Here is a 20041-nt window from a genome sequence, read left to right as displayed (position 1 = left end):
TCCCCGCGAACAGAAGGCGGGATTGCCGCCCGATGGAGCGAGGTTCGGCGAAGTTGTCCACAGGCACCCAACAGCGATTCGCCAGTTTTGTCAGTGGTCACCTCTAGCATTGGTTCCCGGGGGCCGGAGGGCATGCTCGCGCGCCCCCGCGAACGCGAAGGGCGGTTGGTGGCCCGCAGGCCGCCAACCGCCCTTGTCTTTCGCGCTAGCTCAGGACGACCAGCAGGTCGCCGCCTTCCACCTGCTGCACCTTGCTGATGGCGAGCCGGGCCACCGTGCCCGCCCTGGGGGCGGTGATGGCGGCCTCCATCTTCATGGCCTCGATCGTGGCCACCGTGGCGCCCGCCTCGACCTGGTCGCCCTCGGCCACCGCCAGCGTCACGACGCCCGCGAAGGGGGCCGCGATCTGGTTGGGGTTGTTGCGGTCCGCCTTCTCCGCCGCCGGGAGGTCCGAGGCGACCTTGCGGTCGCGGACCTGGATCGGCCGCAGCTGGCCGTTCAGCGTCGCCATGACGGTGCGCATGCCGCGCTCGTCCGCCTCCGCGATCGCCTCCAGCTCGATCAGCAGCGTCACGCCCCGGTCGAGGGAGACCGCGTACTCCTTGCCCTGCTGCAACCCGTAGAAGAAGTCCTTGCTGGCCAGGACGCTCGTGTCGCCGAACTGGTCGCGGTGGGCCAGGAACTCCTTCGTCGGCCCCGGGAACAGCAGCCGGTTCAGGGTGGCCCGGCGGTCGTTCGCCAGACCCGCGCGGTCGTCCTCGGTCAGTTCCGCGACGCCCTTGGGGGCCGCGCGGCCCTGCAAGGCCTTGGAGCGGAACGGTTCTGGCCACCCGCCCGCCGGGTCGCCGAGTTCGCCGTGCAGGAAACCGATGACCGAGTCGGGGATGTCGAAGCGGCGGGGGTCGGCTTCGAAGTCCTTCGGGTCGACGCCCGCGCCGACCAGGTGCAGGGCCAGGTCGCCGACGACCTTCGACGACGGCGTCACCTTCACCAGCCTGCCGAGCATCCGGTCGGCGGCGGCGTAGATGGTCTCGATCTCCTCGAACCGGTCGCCCAGGCCGAGGGCCACGGCCTGGGTGCGCAGGTTCGACAGCTGTCCACCCGGGATCTCGTGGTGGTACACGCGTCCCGTCGGCGACGGCAGGCCCGCCTCGAACGGCCGGTACACGCGCCGGACGATCTCCCAGTACGGCTCCAGGTCCGACACCGCCTGCAGCGACAGCCCGGTATCCCGGTCGCTGTGGTCGGTCGCCGCGACGATCGCCGACAGCGACGGCTGCGAGGTGGTGCCGGACATCGACGCCACCGCGCCGTCCACGGCGTCCACTCCGGACTGGATGGCCGCCAGGTACGTCGCCAGCTGGCCACCTGCGGTGTCGTGGGTGTGCAGGTGGACCGGGAGGTCGAACTCCTTGCGCAGCGCCGTGATCAGCCGAGCCGCGGCGGGCGGGCGCAGCAGGCCCGCCATGTCCTTGACCGCCAGCACGTGCGCGCCCGCGTTGACGATCTGCTCGGCCAGCTTCAGGTAGTAGTCCAACGTGTACAGCTGCTCGGCCGGGTCCGACAGGTCGGCCGTGTAGCAGAGCGCCACCTCCGCGATCGCCGAGCCGGTCTCCCGGACGGCCTCGATCGCCGGACGCATCTGCTCGACGTCGTTCAGGGCGTCGAAGATGCGGAAGATGTCGATGCCGGTGGCCGTGGCCTCGCGGACGAACGCGTCCGTCACCTCGGTCGGGTACGGCGTGTAGCCGACGGTGTTGCGGCCGCGCAGCAGCATCTGGAGGCAGATGTTCGGCACCGCCTCGCGCAGCGCCGCCAGCCGCTCCCACGGGTCCTCCGCGAGGAACCGCAGCGCCACGTCGTAGGTCGCGCCGCCCCAGCACTCCAGGGAGAACAGCTCCGGCGTCGACCGGGCCACGTGCGGGGCCACGGCGAGCAGGTCCTTGGTGCGCACCCGGGTCGCGAGCAGGGACTGGTGCGCGTCGCGGAACGTCGTGTCCGTGACGCCCACGCGCGGGTTCTCCCGCATCCAGCGGGCGAAGCCCGCCGGCCCCAGCTCGACGAGCTTCTGCTTGGTGCCCGCCGGGGGCGCCACCGACAGGTCGACGGCGGGCAGCTTCTCGCGCGGGTCGATGACCTTCGGGCGCTCGCCGTGCGGCTTGTTGACCGTGACGTCGGCCAGGTAGGTCAGCAGGCGGGTGCCGCGGTCGGCGGAGCTGCGGGCGGTGAGCAGGTGCGGTCGCTGCTCGATGAACGCCGTGGTGGCCCGGCCCGCGACGAAGTCCTCGTCGTCGAGCACGGCCTGCAGGAACGGGATGTTCGAGGCCACGCCGCGGATGCGGAACTCGGCGACCGCGCGCTTGGCCCGGCGCACCGCGGCGGCGAAGTCGCGGCCCCGGCAGGTGAGCTTGACCAGCATGGAGTCGAAGTGCGCGCTGACCTCCGCGCCCGCCGCGGTGCCGCCGTCGAGGCGGATGCCGCTGCCGCCCGGGGAGCGGTAGGCGGAGATCATGCCGGTGTCGGGGCGGAAGCCCTTGCTCGGGTCCTCGGTGGTGATCCGGCACTGGAGCGCGGCGCCGCGCAGGTAGATGTCGTCCTGGCCCAGGCCGAGGTCGGCCAGCGTCTCGCCGGAGGCGATGCGCAGCTGCGACTGCACCAGGTCGACGTCGGTGACCTCCTCGGTGACCGTGTGCTCGACCTGGATGCGCGGGTTCATCTCGATGAAGACGTGGTTGCCGCGGGTGTCGAGCAGGAACTCGACGGTGCCCGCGTTCTTGTAGCCGATGTGCCGGGCGAAGGCCACGGCGTCGGCGCAGATCTTGTCGCGCACCTCGACGGGCAGGTTCGGCGCGGGCGCGATCTCGATCACCTTCTGGTGCCGCCGCTGCAGCGAGCAGTCGCGCTCGTAGAGGTGGATCACGTTGCCCGCGCCGTCGGCGAGGATCTGCACCTCGATGTGCCGCGGGTCGAGCACGGCCTGCTCCAGGAACACCGTGGCGTCGCCGAAGGCCGACTCCGCCTCGCGCATCGCCGCCTCCAGCGACTCGCGCAGCGCCTTGGGCTCCTCGACCCGGCGCATGCCGCGCCCGCCACCACCGGCCACGGCCTTGACGAAGATCGGGAACCCGATCTCGTCGGCCGCCGCGAGCAGCGCGTCGACGTCCTTGGACGGCGCGGTGGAGCGCAGCACCGGGAGGCCGGCTTCCTTGGCCGCGGCGATCGCGCGGGCCTTGTTGCCGGTCAGTTCGAGGATGTCCGGGTCCGGGCCGACGAAGGTGATGCCCGCCTCGGCGCAGGCCCGGGACAGCTCCGGGTTCTCCGAGAGGAAGCCGTACCCGGGGTAGACCGCGTCGGCACCCGCCTTGCGGGCCGCCTTGATGATCTCCTCGACCGAGAGGTAGGCGCGCACGGGGTGCCCCGGCTCGCCGATCTCGTACGCCTCGTCGGCTTTCATCCGGTGCGGGGAGTTGCGATCCTCGTAGGGGAAGACCGCGACGGTCCCCGCCCCGAGTTCGTACCCGGCTCGGAACGCCCGGATGGCGATCTCGCCTCGGTTGGCGACGAGCACCTTTCGGAACATGCCCGGTTACCTCCTGCTACCTGGAGAAAGTCGGTCGCCGGAGTTTATCGTTCATGTCCCAGTTCGCGGGAACGCCGTCCCACGTGACAGACGCCATCCTGATCGATTCGCCATCGAGGTTTTACGGCGACAACGCGCCGCGACGCGAGATCTTCCCGCCGACCCAGGCTACCGCGAGACCGCCGAGATTAACGGACGTTCACTCGGCCGGACGCACCACGATCTCACGGACGTCGATCCCCGTCGAGTCGACCCCGCGCACCCCCGCCTGCCCCACCGGCAGCACCACCCGCACGCCGTCCGCGACGGCGCCGCGGGCCTCGACGTCGGTGTACTCGCCGCCGAGCCGCCCCACGGTGTGCCAGCCGCCCGCCTGGTCGCGCACCTCGACCTTGGCGCCCGCGGGCGTGTCCGGGCCAGCGAGCACCACGATCCGGTCGATCGCCTCGGCCGTGCCCAGCGGCACCTCGGCCGCCCGGCCGCGCAGGCCGGTCGTCGGGTCGCCGTCGGTGTAGACGTCGGCCGGGCCGGGGCGGACGGTGATCTCCCGCACGGCCAGCCAGTGCCGCTGGCCCGCGGTCGCGCGCAGCCGCAGGTAGCGCAGGTCGCGCGCGGCGCCGAAGTCCGCGGCGACGGTGGCGTGGCCGGTCAGCCGCCGCACGGTCGTCCAGGTGACGCCGTCGACCGAGCCCTCGAGCACGCCGGAGCGCAGCACGTCCAGCGGTCGCTGCGCGGTGCCCATGGCCACCGCGACCCGCTCGACCGGACGCACCCGACCGAGGTCGAGCACGTACTGCTGGCCGGTCGTGGGCGCGCCGTCGCTCCAGTAGAAGGTGCGGGTGTCGCCGTCGGCCATGCGCGCGGCCAGGTGGTCGGTGTAGGCGCCGGGCGCGGTCGGCACCGGGACCGGGCGGGCGAGGCCGAGCGCCTGGTCGGACGCGGCCAGCGCGGCGGTGACGAACTCGGCGTGCTCGGCGGGGACCCGGGCGCCGTCCAGGGACAGCCGCTCGCACCAGGCGCGGCGGTGGTCGCCGGTGGCGTGCGCGGCGAGCATCCGCACCGCGCGGCGGACGGGGTCGGCCGCGGTGCCCTGGGCGCGCAGCCGGGCGTCGACGATGGCGGCGGACTTGCGGATGGCGTCGCCGGTGGCGCCCGCGGAGTAGTCGGCCCAGAACCGGGCCACCGCGCCCGCCCCGCTGATCTCCCGCTCGACCCGGGTGCCCTTGGTCTGCGCGGTGGCGAACGGGTCGGGCCGGGTCGACGGCTGCGCGTGCGCCGCGGTCGGGGCGGCGGCCAGGGCCGCGGCGACCAAGGGCACGGCGACGCGTCGCCGTCTGCCACCTGAGGGCACGGTGGGTCCTCTCGTCGGGGCGGCGCGCGGGCGCGCCGGTCTCCCCGGTCGTCTCTTGCATGGGCCGCGCGCGCCCGGCTCCCTCTCGCGACCACCCCCGCCGGCGTCCTCGCGGCGTGGTGTGTCCGTCACTGTCGGCCCCCGGCCGAACGCGCACCGCCGCGATGCTGCCGGCCGGGGCACGAGCGCGCCAGGGGTCTCACCCGGACGGCCGCGCCGGGAGCGCGCCCAACCGACCGCTCGTGTCCACCGGCCCGGAAGTGCGTTTGCCGGGCCGGTGTCACACGGGTGTCGCAAACGTGTCGGTTGTGGATCAGTGGTGGAACGGTCCGGTGTAGAGGATCCGGTCGGCGGTGTCGGCCGGGAGCCCGCCGACCCCCGTGGAGGCGTGCCGCTTGAGCGCGTCCTGGACCTCTGCCGGGGTGCTGTCCGGGTGCCGGGCGAGGCGGAGCGCGACGGCGCCGGTGGTGTGCGCGGTGGCGGTGGAGGTGCCGCTGATGGTGTTGCCGGCGGTGTCGGAGGTGATCCACGGGCCGGTGATGCCGGAACCGGGCGCGTAGAGGTCGACCAGGGGGCCGAAGTTGGAGTTCGAGGTGGCGCGGTCGGAGCTGTCGATCGCGGCGGTGGTGATGGCCTCGGCGACGCGCGCCGGGGAGTTGCGGCTCGCCTGGCCCGCGGACGAGCCCGCGGCGACGGAGTAGACGACCCCGGCGGCGATGGAGCGGCGGACGGCGTCGTCGAGCGCTTGGTTCGGGGGGCCGCCGAGGCTCATGTTGACGACCGAGGGGCCGCTCGCGTGCGCGGTGATCCAGTCGATGCCCGCGATCACCGCCGCGTTGGAGCCCGAGCCGCTGTTGTTGAGCACCCGCACCGGGACGATGGTGACGCCCTTGGCCACGCCGTAGGTCTCGCCGCCCGCGATGCCCGCCATGAAGGTGCCGTGGCCGTTGCCGTCGTCCGGGTCGTCGTCGTTGTCGACGAAGTCGTGCCCGCCGCGCACCCGACCCCCGAAGTCGTGGTGCGATGCGCGCACGCCAGTGTCGATGACGTAGACGGTCACGTCGGAAGCGCGGGTGCGGTAGCGGTAGTGGTTGTCCAGCGGCAGCGCTCGCTGGTCGATGCGGTCGAGCCCCCAGGACGGCGGCTTCTCCTGGTCGCCGCCCCCGGTGGCGCGCACGGGGGTGTCGGCGACGACGTAGTCGACCGCCGGGTCGCCCGCGAGCGACCGGGCCTCGCGGGCGGAGAGGCGGGTGGAGAACCCGCGCAGGGCGGTGTTGTAGCGGTGGTCGACCTCGACGCCGTGGCGTTCGGCGACGGATTCCGTTGATGTGCCGTTGAGAACGACGATGTAGTCGCCCTCGACAGCCGACGCCACCGCGGAGAGCGGGAGGGCGACGGCGGTCGCGGTGAGGACCGCGACGAAACCGGTTCTGCGACGTCTGGAGCCTCCGAGCAGGGTGCGAGTCATTAGGAATTCGTTACTGTTCAATGGGTTGAGCGGCAAGGTTCACCAGTTGCCAGGCCCGCGCCCTCAGCCATCCAGCGGCCATGCGGTGGTCCAGACGACCCCGCGCACGAGGTCGCGGGCGGCCCAGCCGAAGGCGCGCGAGTCGTCGGAGGCGCCGGGGTTGTCGCCGAGCACGAACAGCTTGCCGTTGGGCACCAAGGCATCGGCGGACTCCTGCGCCGCTGCGCCATCGGGACCGCAGCAGGACACCGGTTTGCTCCCCCAGTCCCCCGCCGTCGGCACGATCCGCCACCGGGTCTCGCCGTCTGGCAGCAACCGCACGACCGGCCCCGGGTCGATGCGCACGCGGTCGCCCGCGACAGCGACGACGCGCTTGAGCACTAGCGGTCCGTCGGCGGCGAACCGGACGGCCACGACGTCGCTGCGGCGGACGTCGTCGGGGCCGCGGAACGGGTGCAGCAGGACGCGGTCCCCGTCGGCGAAGGCGGGGCGCATGCTGTCGCCGGACACGGGCACGGCGATGATCGCGGCCACCACCGCGGTCACGACCACCAGGGTGACCAGCACTCCGGCCACCGCCCCCAGCACACGCCAGCGCACGGGCGGGCACATTACCCGATGGTAGGTATTATCAAACCGTTATCAAGTGACCCACGGTGATATCGATCACCGTTCACGAAGCGTCCTGAATCGGCGCACACCTCGCTGACCATGGAGACCGCTCGCCACCTTTACCCGTCGACGTCACGCAAAGTAGCTGTTACGACGAAGTAACTGTGACTTCAGGTCACGCTCTAGGTCAAACGGCCCCTTGTCGCCGTCACCAGGGCTTTGTCATCGTGACCGCCCCGCAACGCCGACGTCAGGAGCGCCGATGCCCCGACTCCCGCAGCGCACGCCGCCTTGGGCGCGGCTCCGGAACTGGGCGGGCGAGGTCCGGGACGCGGCGGCCACCGGTCGGCGCGGGACCCGCTGGAGCCGCGCGTCCCTCGTCGCAGTGCCCGCGCTCGGCGTCGCAAGCGCGCTGGGCGTCGCCATGGCCCAGGGGGTGGTCGCGGCGAACTTCTTCGTCTCCGGCCAGCCGTTCACCCTGCGCTCGGACCAGGTCAACGGCAGTGGGTTCGCCGCGTTCCTGCACAGCAGGCAGCTGGCCGACGGTTCCGCCGCGGGCAAGGGCGAGGCGATGGCCCGCGCGGGCTTCCAGTCGGCCCGGCTCGACGGGCTGTGCGCGGTGATCCACCAGACGATCCTGGGCCTGCCGTACACGCTCGAGCTCAACGCCGGGTCGCCGGTCGACGGCAAGGCCGACGGCGGACCGGACGTCATCGACGCCTACAACCTCATCCTCGAGGCGAACGCCGTGCAGGGCGCGCAGAGCCAGTTCTCCGAGATGGTGCTGGGCAAAACCGCGCACCAGGTGCAGATGGGCGGCCAGCCGCTGGAGGGCGGCACCGTCGGCGCCTTCGGCCTGGAGGCGGGCGTGGTGCGGGTGACCGGGTTGCGCGCGGACGCGTTCACCGCCGAGATCAGCGGCAACATCACCCTGCCGAAGCTGGCGCTGGGCATCGTGCCCGGGACCGTGGAGTGCTGAAGATGGTGACCGTGACCGCCCGCGCGGTCGACGCGGCGAAGTCCTGCGCGGCCGCCCTGCGCTGGTTCACCGCCTTCCGCCGCACCCGGCCGTTCTGGGGCGGGCTGTGGATGGTGCTCGGCGGGTGGGCGGTCATGTCGCTGACGTTCGCGCCGATCGCGGTCGTGCTCACGGCGGGGTTCGCCGGGATCTCCGGGTACCTGCTCGGCGGCGGGCTGATCCTCTTCGGACTGTGCGCGTGGTTCGCCCCGCGCGGCAGGCACCTCGTCGGCTTCCTCGGCGTGCTGTTCGCGGTGGCCTCGCTGGTCGGGTCGAACCTGGGCGGGTTCCTGGTCGGCATGCTGCTCGGCGTGCTCGGCGGCGCGATGACCTTCGGCTGGGGCCCCAAGCGTCCCCGCGAATCCACTGTGGACTCCGAGGGCGCGGCGTGAGGGGCCGGGCACCGCTGGTGTTCGCGGCGATCTTCACGCTGCTGGTCGGCACCGCGGTCGTACCGGACCTGGACTACCTGAGCGCGGCGGCGCAGACCACGCGGCCGACCCCGGCGCCGCAGGTCGGGTTCCTGACCGCGCCGAAGGACAAACCGATGAAGGTGACCGCGCGGGCGGGCTACGCGGCGTCGATCCAGTACAAGGGCACCGAGACGATCGTCGACGCGAACGGCGTGTCCTTCCAAGCCGCGCACTACACCTTCCGCGCGCTCACCCTCGAAGACCTCACCATCGCCGACAGCAGTCGGGCCAACTACGCGCTCTCCCTGTCCTCCACCGGCACCACCCAACTCGGCGGCACCAACGCGGCCGGGCAGCAGATGCAGACCGACCTGTGGGCCACCAACCTCTACGCGTCCAGCCCGCTGCTGCTGTGCGCGCTCCCCGCCGCCTGGCTGCTCGACTTCGGCCTCGCACTCAGCGTGCACCTGTGCGACGTCCGCATGGACCTGTACGCCCTCAAGGCGTTCAACCCCACGCCGAGCAGCGGCCGCGACAACCCGGTGCGGCTGCCCGGGGCCACGCTCACGGTCACCAGCCGGGGCGGCTCATGACCGCGCGCAACCCCGAGCACGAAGCCACCGCCGACCATCCCGGACGGGACGCGCCCGGCCGGACCCACTGGCGCCGCGCCGCCGCGCTCGCGCTGCCCGCCTTGGTGCTGGCGGGTTTCCTGGGTACGCGTGTGGCCAGTGGTGCTGTCGCGGCGAACCTGGTCATCCAGGGCGGCACGCTGACGCTGTCCACCAGCGGTCTGTACGGCACCGACTTCGGACTGTCCGTCGGCGACGCGACGCGGCAGAACGCCGACGGCACCACGGCGGTGGTCCGCGTCGGCAGGCTCGGGTTCGCCGAGGGCAGGCTCAACGAACTGTGCCTTTCCTTCCAACAACAGGTGTTGGGCGCGTGGTTCACCGTCTACGTGACCGGAGGGGACGGCAACCGGTCCACCTGGGAGATCCGGACGGAGAACGTCGAACTGGACGCCGTCTCGGCCACTGGCGCGCTGGACATGGACGGTGTGGTCAAAATCGGTGTGCCGGGCGAGGACGTGACGACGATCAAGGACGCGGCGGGGAATTTCCTGCCGAATCCGCTTCGCGTTCCGGTAACCGAGCACCGGTTGGGCATCGACGCCGGTTTCGCGGAATTCCGCCAGGTGCGCGGTCAGATCGCGGTGATGTCCATCCCGCAACCGTTCAGCCTGCCCAACCTGGGACTGCGCATCGAGCCCGGGCGCGGCCAATGCGCGGCGCCCGCCGCGCCCGTCGGCAATCCGTGACGCCGTCCTGCCACGCGGAATTAACTACTCCGGCGGGTTCCCAGCGGAGGAGGTCATACTATTGTGGGGCAATGCCCTCTGGTGACGCCGAGTCCACCGACCGTCTTCCGCACTTCGACACCGTTCTCCGCGGGTACAACCCCCGCCAGGTCAACGAACGGGTCACCCGCCTCACCTACGACCTGCGCCACGCGACCAAGGGCCGCGACGACGCGCAGTCGAAGGTCGCCGAGCTGACCAAGTCGCTCGGCTCGCTCCAGCAGCAGCTGCTGGAGACCACGACCCGCCTCAACCGGATCAGCGCGAACCCCAACAGCACCGAGGGCATGACCGAACGGGTGCGGTTGATGATGCAGCTGGCGGAGGAGGAGATCGCCGAGTTCAAGCGGCAGGCCGACGAGTACGGCGCCTCGACGCGCGCCGAGGCGGAGAACTACGGGGCGGCCACCCGCAAGGAAGCGGACAGCTACTCCTCGGCCACGCGCACCGCGGCCGATGACTACGCCGCGCAGACCCGGCTCAACGCCGAGGCGTACGCGGGCAAGACGGCGAAGCAGGCCGACGACGCGGCCAACGGCGTGCGCGCCGAGGCGGACACGTACGCCAAGGACCTGCGCGCCAGGCACGACAAGATGATCGTGGACCTGGAGGAGCGCCGCAAGCAGCTGGAGGCGGACTACACCCGCAACCACGCCGAGCTCGACGCCGAGTACGAGACCATGCGCGCCACGCTCGCCGACGAGCACAAGCAGCTGATGGCGCAGGCCCGCGCGGAGATCGAGAAGCAGACCAAGGCCAACGAGGCCCGCATCGCCCAGCTCTACGACGACGCGTCGGCCCACCGCGACCAGCTCGACACCGAGGCACTCGCCGTCCGGGAGCGGCTGGACGAGGAGTCGGCCCAGGCGCGCGCCGCCGCCGAGGCGCGGGCGGACAAGGACATCGCGGACAAGCGCTCGGCCGCCGAGGCGGAGCTGACCCGGCGAACCGACGAGGTCGAGCAGACCCTCGCCGCGCGCACGGACGAGGTCGAGAAGAGCCTGGCCGAGCAGACGGCGGCGATCGAGGCCGCGCTGCTCGCGCAGACCGAGGAAACCGAACAGGCCCTCGCCAACCAGCGGGCCAGCGCCGAAGCCGACATCAAGACCCAGCGCGACTCGGCGGAAAAGGCCGCGGCGCGGTTGGTGGCCGACGCGGAGAAGCAGAAGGCCGACACCGAGAAGGCGCTCACCGAGGCCCGGGCCAAGGCGGACGCGGACATCAAGGTGTCGCGGGAAACGGCGGAGAAGGCGGCCGCGAAGCTGGTGGCGGACGCGGAGAAGCAGAAGGCCGACACCGAGAAGGCGCTGGCCGACGCCCGGTCCAAGGCGGACGCCGAAATCAAGGCGAAGCGCGAGACGGCGGAAAAGCACGCGGGCGAACTCGTCAGCGACGCGGAATCGAAGCTGGCGGACGCGACCGCCCGGCACGAGCAGGCCGATTCGTTCGAGCGGCGGGTGTCGGAGCAGGTCGCGAAGACGTTCGCGGTGCTGGAAGAGGCGAAGCAGCACTTTGTGGAGAGCATGGGAGCGGTGGCCGGCGCTTCCGGGCACTCGGGCAAGAACGGGACGCCTTCGCGGTAGGCGGTTTTAGGGAGGCGCCCCGGGTCATTGTGGCTCGGGGCGCTTTTCTTTGTGCTTCTTTGTGCTGGGTTGCTCGCAGGCGAGGTGGGCGGTACTCGGGGTGCTGTCTGGGGCGGCGGCGGTTGTCCACAGGCTCGCTGTTGATCTTCCGGTTCTGTCGGTCCTCTTCGCTAGGATGGATACTGGGGGCCGGAGGCATCGGTTTGACCATCGCTGGATCGCGGCGGCGGGTGGGGCGGCTGATCCGGGTGCCGCTGGGGTGTGCTTCCAGTTGTCCACAGGCTTGATCGTCTTCGCTCGGAACTGTCGGTCCTCACCGCTAGAATGGATATTGGGGGCCGGAGGCGCAATGCCACTAACTTACGGAGCATCGTTGCAGGTCAACGGCATCTTGAGGGTGCCGTGCGAGAGGCAGGCGGCACGTGCGACGACGCCCTGCGGCACACCATAGTTCCATGGCCCGCATTGGGGCATCGAGCGAACACGCAACCCACTGTCGCAAGTGGACTTGATCCGAGTGTTCCAGAGGTCGATCGCCAATCGCTTAGACCGATACTGGCCAGCGAAAACGCGCTAAGTTAGTGGCATTGGGCCGGAGGCGTACGTTGATCATCTTGTGGTCTGCGGGGTGCCGGTTGGGGTCGTGGCTGGGTTGATCGGTCCGGCTGTTCGCGGAAAAGATGTGGGGCCTCGATTGGGCGAACTTGCTTTGCGCGGGTCCCCTACGAGCCTGCGGTGGGGCGAGAAGCCGGGTGGGGTGGGCAAGCCCACCCCACCCGCGGGAAGCTTGGCAGACTCGTCCCCCCACGCAAAGCAAGTCCACCCAATCAAGGCGTGCGGCAGGGGCGCGTTGCGTTCTGTGGGGACTTGGGATCCTGCGGCGATTTCGAGGTGGGTCCGGGACAGCCGCGTTGCGTTCTGTGGGGACTTGGGATCTTGTAGCGGTTTCAAGGCCGGTCCAGAACAGCCACGTCGCGTTCAGCGGGGACTTGGGATTCTGCGGCGGTCGCGGGGTGGTTGGGAGAAAGCCGAGCGGCCGGGGCGAGGTGGTGGGAACACTTCGCGTTCGGGTGGGGCCCGAGTTCTGCGGCGGTTCTGGGGATGGTCGGGGGAGGAAAGCGAGAGGGGCGGAAGTGGGGTGAATTGTGTTGCGTGGGCGCGCGGTGTGGGATCAAACGGCGGGGTGGTGCGGGCAGGCAGGCGAAATGCCACCGGCCCGGTGCTCCCTTGCGAGGGAGCACCGGGCCGGTGGCTGAAGCTGTGGTGTTGAACCCGAACGGGGCTGGGGTCAGCCTCGGACGACCTTGCCCGCCTTGAGGCAGGAGGTGCAGACGTTCAGGCGCTTGCGCTGGGAGATGCCCAGGCGAGCGTGGACGGTCTGGATGTTCGGGTTCCACCGGCGGTTGGTGCGCCGGTTCGAGTGCGAGACCGACTTGCCGAAGCCTGGCCCCTTGCCACAGACGTCGCACACGGCAGCCACGTCAGACACTCCTTCGTCCTGGTGTGTTCGCCCGCTGGCACCCGCGAGGGGCACTTGGGGCAGCACGCACGTACAAGAGCCCGGGGCTGGCCCAGGCAGTCGACACAGGTTAACCGGTCCCACGTCCACGGTCCAAACCGGGGTGCGCCCGGGCTACCCTCGCGGGAAATCCGTGGAGGTGGAGTGTGCTCGAAGCCCTGGACGCGGCCGGTGTGCGGCGGTGGGTGGCCGCGTGCGTGCGGGGGCTGGACGCGCACCGGAAGGCGATCGACCGGATCAACGTCTTCCCCGTGGCCGACGGCGACACCGGCTCCAACCTCCTCACCACCCTCCGCGCCGCGCTGGACGCGCTGCTGAGGGCTCCCGCCGCCGACCGGGCCGACGCGGGTGGCGCGTTCGGCGTGGCCGCCAAGGGCGCGCTGGCCGGTGCGCGCGGCAACTCCGGTGTGATCGCCTCCCAGCTCCTGCGCGGGATGGCGGCGGCGGTGGCGGGGCACCCGACCCTGACCGGGCCGACGCTGCAGGCCGCGCTCGAACGCGGTGCCGCGCTGGCCGCCCAAGCTGTTTCTACGCCCGTAGACGGAACCATGGTCACCGTCCTCGCCGCCGCCGTGCCCGGACCCGGCACCCTCCACGAGGTCGCCGCGGCCGCCGCCCGCCAGGCCGCCGAGGCGCTCGACCGCACGCCCCGCCAGCTCCCCGCGCTCGCCGAGGCCGGGGTCGTCGACGCGGGCGGCCGGGGGGTCGTGGTCATCCTCGACGCGCTGGTCGACGTCGTCGCCGAGCGGGAACCCACCACGACCGCGCCCGCCGACGACACCCCCCGCCCCGCCGCGGTCACCGACCGCGAAGCCGGGTCGGACCTCTACGCCTACGAGGTCATGTACCTGCTGGCCGACTGCCCGGACCCGGCCGTGGACGACCTGCGCGGCAAGCTCGACCGGATCGGCGACTGCGTGTCGGTCGTCGGCGACGGCGAGGGCCTGTGGACCGTGCACGTGCACTGCGACGACATCGGCGCCGCCATCGAGGCGGGCATCGAGGCGGGCAGGCCGCACCGGATCCGGGTCGCGCGGTTCGCCGACGACACCTCCCCCGGCCGCTTCGCGCACGACCGGGCCGTGGTCGCCGCCGTGCGCGGGGACGAACTGGCCGAGCTGTTCCTCGCCGAGGGCGTCGCCGTCGTGCGGGTCGGGGTGACCGACCCGAGCCCGTACGACCTCCTCGAGGTGATCACCGGCACCGGCGCCGCGCAGGTCACCGTGCTCCCCGGCGACGCGGGCCTGATGGCGGTGGCCGACGAGGCCGCGATCCGGGCCGTGGCGGGCGGGCAGGACGTGGTGGTCGTGCCGTGCGCCTCCCCCGTGCAGGCGCTGGCCGCGATCGCGGTGCACGACCCGCGCAGGCGGACCGGCGACGACGTGGTGGCCATGGCCGAGGCGTCCGCGGCCACCCGGCGGGGCGCGGTCGTGGTCGCCGAGCAGGACGCGATCACCTGGATCGGCCCGTGCCGGGCGGCGGACGTGCTGGGCTTCGTGGACGGCGAGGTCGTGCTCATCGAACCGGGCCCGCCCGGGCCGGACGCCCTGGTCCGGGCCGCCACCGGGGTGGTCGCGCGGATGCTGGCCGCGGGTGGTGAGCTGGTCACGGCGCTGCTGGGCCGCGACGCGCCGGACGACCTCGGCGTCGAGCTGGCCGGGTTCCTGCGCCGCGAGCGCCCGGACGCCGACCTGGCCGTGCACCGCGGCGGGCAGGCGGACGCGGTGCTGGTGCTCGGCCTGGAGTGAGCCGGTGTCGGTGGGTACCGAAACAATCACCCTGGGAGAACCCGACGCGACTGGGAAGCGGGAGTGATGACAGCGCTGGGCGAGAAGCTGGACCGGGTCGTCGGCAAGAAGTCGGCGGACGCGTTGGCCGCCGCGTTCAACTTGGAGACCGCCGGTGACCTGCTGCGCCACTACCCGCGCCGGTACGCCGAGCGCGGGCAGCTCACCGACATCGCGGGGCTGGAGGTCGGCGAGCACGTCACGGTGATGGCCAAGGTCGTGTCGGTGAACAAGCGCCAGATGAAGACCAAGCGCGGCAGCCTGGTCGAGGTCTCGCTCACCGATGGCAAGCGGTCGCTGGACTGCGCGTTCTTCAACCAGCCCTGGCACATGGACAAGCTCAAGCCGGGCATCAGCGCGCTGTTCGCGGGCAAGGTCACCGCCTTCCGCAACAAGCTGCAGCTGGCCAACCCGGACTACCAGCTGCTCGACGGCGACGTCGGTGCGGACGGTTCCGAGCCGACCGCCGTGGAGGAGTTCGCGGGCGGGCTGATCCCGGTCTACCCGGCGTCGGCGAAGATCCAGTCCTGGCAGATCGCGCAGTGCGTGCAGCAGACCCTCGCGGTGCTCGACGCGATCGAGGACCCGTTCCCGGACGAGCTGCGCGACAAGCTCGGTCTGACCCCGTACGAGCAGGCCGTCCGCTCCATCCACCGCCCCGCCGAGTGGGCCGACCTGGAGACCGCCCGCGAACGCCTCAAGTGGGACGAGGCGCTGTCGGTGCAGCTGGCCCTGGCCCGGCGGCGCAGCACGGCGGGCGCGCGTCCCGCCCCGGCCTGCCCGCCCAAGTCGGGTGGCCTGCTCGACGCTTTCGACCAGCGGCTGCCCTTCACCCTGACGGCCGGTCAGGTCGAGGTCGGCGAGACGATCGCCACCGATCTGGCGGGCGAGCACCCGATGAACCGGCTGCTCCAAGGGGAAGTCGGCTCCGGCAAGACGATCGTGGCGCTGCGCGCGATGCTGCAGGCCATCGACGCGGGCAAGCAGGCCGCGCTGCTGGCCCCCACCGAGGTCCTGGCCGCGCAGCACGCCCGGTCCCTGCGCGACCTGCTCGGCGACCTCGGCCAGGGCGGCGAACTCGGCGCGGCCGAGAACTCGACCCGGGTCACCCTGCTCACCGGTTCGCTCAACGCGGCCCAGCGCAAGCAGGCGATGCTGGACGCGGCCAGCGGCGCGGCGGGGATCGTGGTGGGCACGCACGCGCTGATCCAGGACAAGGTGTCCTTCGCGGAGCTGGGGTTCGTGGTGGTCGACGAGCAACACCGCTTCGGTGTGGAGCAGCGCGACGCCCTGCGCGGGCGGGCGGGCGCGAACCAGTCCCCGCACGTGCTCGTCATGACCGCGACACCGATCCCCCGCACCGTCGCGATGACCGTCTACGGCGACCTGGAGACCTCGGCGCTGCGCGAGTTGCCCGCGGGCCGCTCCCCCATCGCCACGACGGTGGTCCCCGTCGCGGAGAAGCCCGCGTGGCTGGAGCGCGTGTGGCAGCGGCTGCGCGAGGAGATCTCGCAGGGGCACCAGGCGTACGTGGTGTGCCCGCGCATCGGCGACGAGGAGGACAGCCCGAACGGCGGCGCGGATGATCGTCGACCGCCGTTGGCGGTCCTCGACGTGGCGGCCGAGCTGGCGGCGGGACCGCTGGCCGGGCTGCGCGTCGGCGTGCTGCACGGCCGGATGCCGACCGACGACAAGGACGCGGTGATGCGGGCCTTCGCGGCGGCGGAGGTCGACGTGCTGGTGGCCACCACCGTGGTCGAGGTCGGCGTGAACGTCCCGAACGCCACGGGCATGGTCATCATGGACGCCGACCGCTTCGGCGTGAGCCAGCTGCACCAGTTGCGCGGCCGGGTGGGCCGTGGGTCGGCGCCGGGCGTGTGCCTCCTGGTCACCGAGATGCCCGGCGGCACCGCGACCCGCGACCGGCTGGACGCGGTCGCCTCCACGCTGGACGGCTTCGAACTGGCCCGGATGGACCTGGAGCTGCGCCGGGAGGGCGACATCCTCGGGGCGAGCCAGTCGGGCGCGAAATCCGGTCTGAAGATGCTGTCCCTGATCCGCGACGAGCAGATCATCGCCGACGCGCGGGGCGTCGCCCAGGCCCTGATCACCGATGACCCGGAGCTCACCGCGTTCCCGGGGCTGGCGGGCATGGTCCACCAGGTCGTGGCCGTCGACAAGGCGGAGTACCTGGAAAAGGCGTAGGCGGGGAACCGCCTACGGCCGCACCTCCTGGACGGCCAGCGACCGACCGACCACTTCGGACACTGTCTGCAGCGGCCCGGTGCCGACCCCGTTCGGCATCGTCAGCGCCACGTACACGCCCCGGTCGACGGCGAACCAGGTGGCCGAGACCTCGCCGTCCACCGGCAGCCACCGCACCCCGGACACGTCGCGCAGCGCCGACGTGGACGTCAGCTCCGGCGGCTTGCCCAGCCCGCAGCGCAGCACCACCGGGTCGCCGACCCGGTCGCCCCACACCATCGTCCCCACGGGCGCGGGCTCCGCGATCGGCAACCGCGCCAACGGCTTGTCCCCGTTCGGCAGCCGGTCGGGCAGCGCGGCGAGCAGCGCCCCGCACTGGGGCGCGCCCGCGTCCGGGGCGTCCACCGGGACCAGACCGACCGGCCCGTCGTGCACCCTGGGCGCGTCCGCGGCCGGTTCGTCCGGCAGGAACCGGCTGGCCACCACGACCCCGACGACCAGCAGCCCCGCCAGCACCGCGCCGGAGACGACGGCGGTGCGGGAGGGGCTGTGCTGGGTCTGCTCGGTCACGCGACCACTAGACCACGCGTCAGAGGTGCACCACCGGGCAGGTCAGCGTGCGGGTGATGCCCTCCACGTTCTGGATGCGGGCGACGACGAGCTGACCCAGCAGGTCCACGTTGTCCGCCTCGGCGCGGACGATCACGTCGTACGGACCTGTCACGTCCTCGGCTGTGGTGACGCCCGCTATGCCGGAGATCTCCGCGGCCACGGCCGCTGCCTTGCCGACCTCGGTCTGGATAAGGATGTATGCGTGGACCACGGCGCGCCCCTTCGCGGCTAGGAGTCCTCAACGGGTAGGAACGTGTCCAGCAACGTACCCCAGTTGCGTTTCGTTGGGGATTCCTAATGTCGGTGATCGGAGGAACCAGTGAGCCCGAACACGCCTGACGGCGCGGGAACCGTGGCCCAGGTGGGGGAGTTCGGCCTCATCGACCGGATCACCCGGGGCAGACCCCAACCGAGGACCACCCTGTTGGGGCCGGGCGACGACGCCGCGGTGGTGGCCGCGGCGGACGGGCGGGTGGTGGCCAGCACCGACGTGCTGGTCGAGGGGGTGCACTTCCGGCTCGACTGGTCCGGTCCCGAGCACGTGGGGCGCAAGGCGGTGGCGGTGAACCTGGCCGACGTGGCCGCCATGGGGGCGGTGCCGACGGCGGTGCTGGTCGGGCTCGCGTGTCCATCCGAGACGGCCGTGGCGGTGGTGGACCAGCTGACCGCGGGCATGTGGGCGGAGGCCACGCGGGCCCGGGTGGGGGTGGTCGGCGGGGACATGACCCAGGCACCGGCGCTTGTGATTTCGATCACCGCGCTGGGCGACCTGCAGGGGCGGGCGCCGGTCACCCGGTCCGGGGCGCTGCCCGGGGACGTGGTCGCGGTGGCCGGGAAGCTGGGGTGGAGCGCGGCCGGGCTCGCGGTGCTGGGGCGCGGGTTCCGGTCGCCGGTGAGCGTGGTCGGCGCGCACCGGGCGCCCGAGCCGCCGTACCCGGCGGGTCCGTTAGCCGCCGAGGCGGGCGCCACGGCGATGATCGACGTGTCCGACGGCCTGCTCGCCGACCTGGGGCACATCAGCGCGGCCTCCACTGTGGCCATCGACGTGCGCACCGACCTGATCGAGGTGCACCAGCGGCTCGTCGACGTGGCCTCCGCGCTCGGCGGCGACCCCCGGCACTGGGTGCTGACCGGCGGCGAGGACCACGCGCTGGCCGCGACCTTCCCGGACCCGCGCGGCATCCCGGACGGCTGGCGGGTGATCGGGACCGTCACGCACGGCACCGGCGTCACCGTGGACGGTGCCCCCTACACGGGGACCACCGGCTGGCAGCACTGGCGCTGAGCGAGAATCGACGGGTGCGTATCGAGATCCGGGAGTACGGCCACCCCGATGCGGTGAAGCTCACCGCCGAGGTGCAGCAGGAATACATCGTCCGCTACGGCTCCGTCGACGAGACACCGGTCGACCCGGCCCAGTTCGCCCCGCCCGTCGGCCTGTTCCTCGTCGGCTACCTCGACGGCGCCCCGGTCGCGATGGGCGGCTGGCGGGTGCACGGCGACGGGTCGGCGGAACTGAAGCGGATGTACGTGACCCCGTCGGCGCGCGGCCTGGGCCTGGCCCGGGCGCTGCTCGCCGAACTGGAGTCGACCGCCGCGGCGGCGGGCCACCCGCGACTGGTCCTGGAGACCGGGACGATGCAGCCGGAGGCCATCGCGCTCTACGAGTCGTCCGGCTACCGCCCGGTGCCCGCGTTCGGTTACTACGCCGACGAACCGGAGTCGCGGCACTACGGCAAGACCTTCGTCGCCCCCGGTCCGATCCCCGCCGAAAGCGCCGCCGAGCAGGGTGAGTAACCTCTCCGGCCGTGGCACGACCGCTGAGTGAGATCGTCGAGTCCGGGTGGGCCGAGGCGCTGGCGCCCGCCGCCGACAAGATCGCCGAGATGGGCGAGTTCCTGCGCGCGGAGGTCGCCGCCGGGCGCACCTACCTGCCCGCCGGGGACAACGTGCTGCGCGCGTTCAAGCAGCCCTTCGCCGACGTGCGCGTGCTGATCGTGGGCCAGGACCCGTACCCGACCCCCGGGCACGCGGTGGGCCTGTCGTTCTCGGTGGCGCCGGACGTCCGGCCGATCCCCAAGAGCCTCATCAACATCTACAAGGAGTACGTGGACGACCTGGGTCACCCGACCCCGTCCAACGGCGACCTGACGCCGTGGGCCGAGCACGGCGTGCTGCTGCTCAACCGGGCGCTGACGGTGCAGCCGGGCAACGCGAACTCCCACCAGGGCAAGGGGTGGGAGGAGGTCACCGAGCAGGCCATCCGCGCGCTGGCCGCGCGCGGCGGTCCGCTGGTGGCGATCCTCTGGGGCCGCAACGCCAGGAACCTGCGCCCCCTGCTGGGTTCGGTCCCCGCGATCGAGTCGGCCCACCCGAGCCCCCTCTCCGCGCGCAGCGGCTTCTTCGGCTCCAAGCCGTTCAGCCGCGCGAACGAGCTGCTGGAGCAGCAGGGCGCCGCACCGGTCGACTGGAAACTGCCCTGACCCCCCGCTGAATCCGCTTCGAACGGCGGCCCCGCCCCTCCGGCTGGGCC

17 protein-coding genes are annotated in these 20041 nt (G+C 72.2%); 10 read left to right on the top strand and 7 right to left on the bottom strand.

The window, feature by feature from the left end; genetic code table 11:
• Positions 1-205: 205 nt before the first annotated feature.
• From CLV40_RS28170 to lepB, 4 genes are all read right to left on the bottom strand, one after another.
• On the bottom strand, positions 206-3580 hold the full coding sequence (locus tag CLV40_RS28170) for a pyruvate carboxylase (RefSeq protein ID WP_104482021.1): 3375 nt from the start codon (positions 3578-3580) through the stop codon (positions 206-208).
• A gap of 199 nt (positions 3581-3779) precedes the next feature.
• Positions 3780-4931, bottom strand: coding sequence for a discoidin domain-containing protein (locus CLV40_RS28165; RefSeq protein ID WP_146108271.1), 1152 nt, complete (start codon positions 4929-4931; stop codon positions 3780-3782).
• Positions 4932-5244: 313 nt separating this feature from the next.
• Entirely contained in the window at positions 5245-6399 is a 1155-nt protein-coding gene (locus CLV40_RS28160; RefSeq protein WP_104482019.1) for a S8 family peptidase, read from the bottom strand.
• Between the two features lie 63 nt (positions 6400-6462).
• The gene (gene lepB / locus CLV40_RS28155; RefSeq protein ID WP_181043775.1) at positions 6463-6999 is read right to left on the bottom strand and encodes a signal peptidase I; all 537 of its coding nucleotides are present in this window, start codon (positions 6997-6999) and stop codon (positions 6463-6465) included.
• 274 nt (positions 7000-7273) lie between these two features.
• Here lepB and CLV40_RS28150 point away from each other — a divergent pair, with 274 nt between their 5' ends.
• From CLV40_RS28150 to CLV40_RS28130, 5 genes are all read left to right on the top strand, one after another.
• Positions 7274-7990, top strand: a complete 717-nt coding sequence (locus CLV40_RS28150; protein WP_104482017.1) for a DUF6230 family protein — start codon at positions 7274-7276, stop codon at positions 7988-7990.
• Positions 7991-7992: 2 nt separating this feature from the next.
• Positions 7993-8421 carry a DUF6114 domain-containing protein gene (locus CLV40_RS28145; protein ID WP_104482070.1) on the top strand — a complete coding sequence of 143 codons (429 nt, stop codon included), beginning with the start codon at positions 7993-7995 and terminating at the stop codon, positions 8419-8421.
• Positions 8418-9035 (top strand): hypothetical protein, encoded by a 618-nt coding sequence (locus CLV40_RS28140; protein ID WP_104482016.1) that lies wholly within the window; start codon positions 8418-8420, stop codon positions 9033-9035. The genes CLV40_RS28145 and CLV40_RS28140 overlap by 4 nt, the downstream gene beginning before the upstream one ends.
• Positions 9032-9763, top strand: a complete 732-nt coding sequence (locus tag CLV40_RS28135) for a DUF6230 family protein (protein WP_104482015.1) — start codon at positions 9032-9034, stop codon at positions 9761-9763. Before CLV40_RS28140 ends, CLV40_RS28135 begins: the two co-directional genes overlap by 4 nt.
• Before the next feature lie 71 nt (positions 9764-9834).
• Positions 9835-11385, top strand: coding sequence for a hypothetical protein (locus CLV40_RS28130; protein WP_104482014.1), 1551 nt, complete (start codon positions 9835-9837; stop codon positions 11383-11385).
• Between the two features lie 1288 nt (positions 11386-12673).
• On the opposite strand, the gene rpmB is transcribed toward CLV40_RS28130, so the two are convergent.
• Positions 12674-12865, bottom strand: coding sequence for a 50S ribosomal protein L28 (gene rpmB, locus CLV40_RS28125; RefSeq protein ID WP_018682090.1), 192 nt, complete (start codon positions 12863-12865; stop codon positions 12674-12676).
• Between the two features lie 185 nt (positions 12866-13050).
• Between rpmB and CLV40_RS28120 the strand changes: the two genes are divergently transcribed.
• Together CLV40_RS28120 and recG are read left to right on the top strand one after the other, a co-directional pair.
• Complete coding sequence (locus tag CLV40_RS28120; RefSeq protein WP_104482013.1) at positions 13051-14652, top strand: DAK2 domain-containing protein; 1602 nt, start codon at positions 13051-13053, stop codon at positions 14650-14652.
• Positions 14653-14718: 66 nt separating this feature from the next.
• A complete protein-coding gene (gene recG / locus CLV40_RS28115) occupies positions 14719-16896 on the top strand; it encodes an ATP-dependent DNA helicase RecG (protein WP_104482012.1) in 2178 nt (725 codons plus the stop codon).
• A gap of 12 nt (positions 16897-16908) precedes the next feature.
• Here the strand turns inward: recG and CLV40_RS28110 are convergent, their stop codons facing one another.
• Complete coding sequence (locus tag CLV40_RS28110) at positions 16909-17466, bottom strand: DUF3515 domain-containing protein (protein WP_104482011.1); 558 nt, start codon at positions 17464-17466, stop codon at positions 16909-16911.
• A 19-nt stretch (positions 17467-17485) separates the two neighbouring features.
• Positions 17486-17719, bottom strand: a complete 234-nt coding sequence (locus CLV40_RS28105; protein WP_018682094.1) for an Lrp/AsnC ligand binding domain-containing protein — start codon at positions 17717-17719, stop codon at positions 17486-17488.
• Between the two features lie 108 nt (positions 17720-17827).
• On the opposite strand from CLV40_RS28105, the gene CLV40_RS28100 reads away from it, so the two are divergent.
• From CLV40_RS28100 to CLV40_RS28090, 3 genes are read left to right on the top strand one after another with little or no spacing between them, the layout of a single operon-like run.
• A complete protein-coding gene (locus CLV40_RS28100; protein WP_104482010.1) occupies positions 17828-18793 on the top strand; it encodes a thiamine-phosphate kinase in 966 nt (321 codons plus the stop codon).
• Positions 18794-18807: 14 nt separating this feature from the next.
• Positions 18808-19305, top strand: a complete 498-nt coding sequence (locus tag CLV40_RS28095; RefSeq protein ID WP_104482009.1) for a GNAT family N-acetyltransferase — start codon at positions 18808-18810, stop codon at positions 19303-19305.
• Positions 19306-19316: 11 nt separating this feature from the next.
• Positions 19317-19991, top strand: coding sequence for a uracil-DNA glycosylase (locus CLV40_RS28090; protein ID WP_104482008.1), 675 nt, complete (start codon positions 19317-19319; stop codon positions 19989-19991).
• Positions 19992-20041: the final 50 nt, after the last annotated feature.

This window comes from Actinokineospora auranticolor (genome assembly GCF_002934265.1).
Taxonomy (GTDB): domain Bacteria; phylum Actinomycetota; class Actinomycetes; order Mycobacteriales; family Pseudonocardiaceae; genus Actinokineospora; species Actinokineospora auranticolor.
This window is presented reverse-complemented; position numbering and strand designations above follow the sequence as displayed.

Excerpts from the sequence above, each read along its gene's own strand:
- CLV40_RS28150 (WP_104482017.1), top strand. The coding sequence starts at position 7,274 with ATGCCCCGACTCCCGCAGCGCACGCCGCCTTGGGCGCGGCTCCGGAAC.
- CLV40_RS28130 (WP_104482014.1), top strand. The coding sequence starts at position 9,835 with ATGCCCTCTGGTGACGCCGAGTCCACCGACCGTCTTCCGCACTTCGAC.
- CLV40_RS28170 (WP_104482021.1), bottom strand. The coding sequence starts at position 3,580 with ATGTTCCGAAAGGTGCTCGTCGCCAACCGAGGCGAGATCGCCATCCGG.
- CLV40_RS28145 (WP_104482070.1), top strand. The coding sequence starts at position 7,993 with ATGGTGACCGTGACCGCCCGCGCGGTCGACGCGGCGAAGTCCTGCGCG.
- CLV40_RS28160 (WP_104482019.1), bottom strand. The coding sequence starts at position 6,399 with ATGACTCGCACCCTGCTCGGAGGCTCCAGACGTCGCAGAACCGGTTTC.
- CLV40_RS28135 (WP_104482015.1), top strand. The coding sequence starts at position 9,032 with ATGACCGCGCGCAACCCCGAGCACGAAGCCACCGCCGACCATCCCGGA.
- recG (WP_104482012.1), top strand. The coding sequence starts at position 14,719 with ATGACAGCGCTGGGCGAGAAGCTGGACCGGGTCGTCGGCAAGAAGTCG.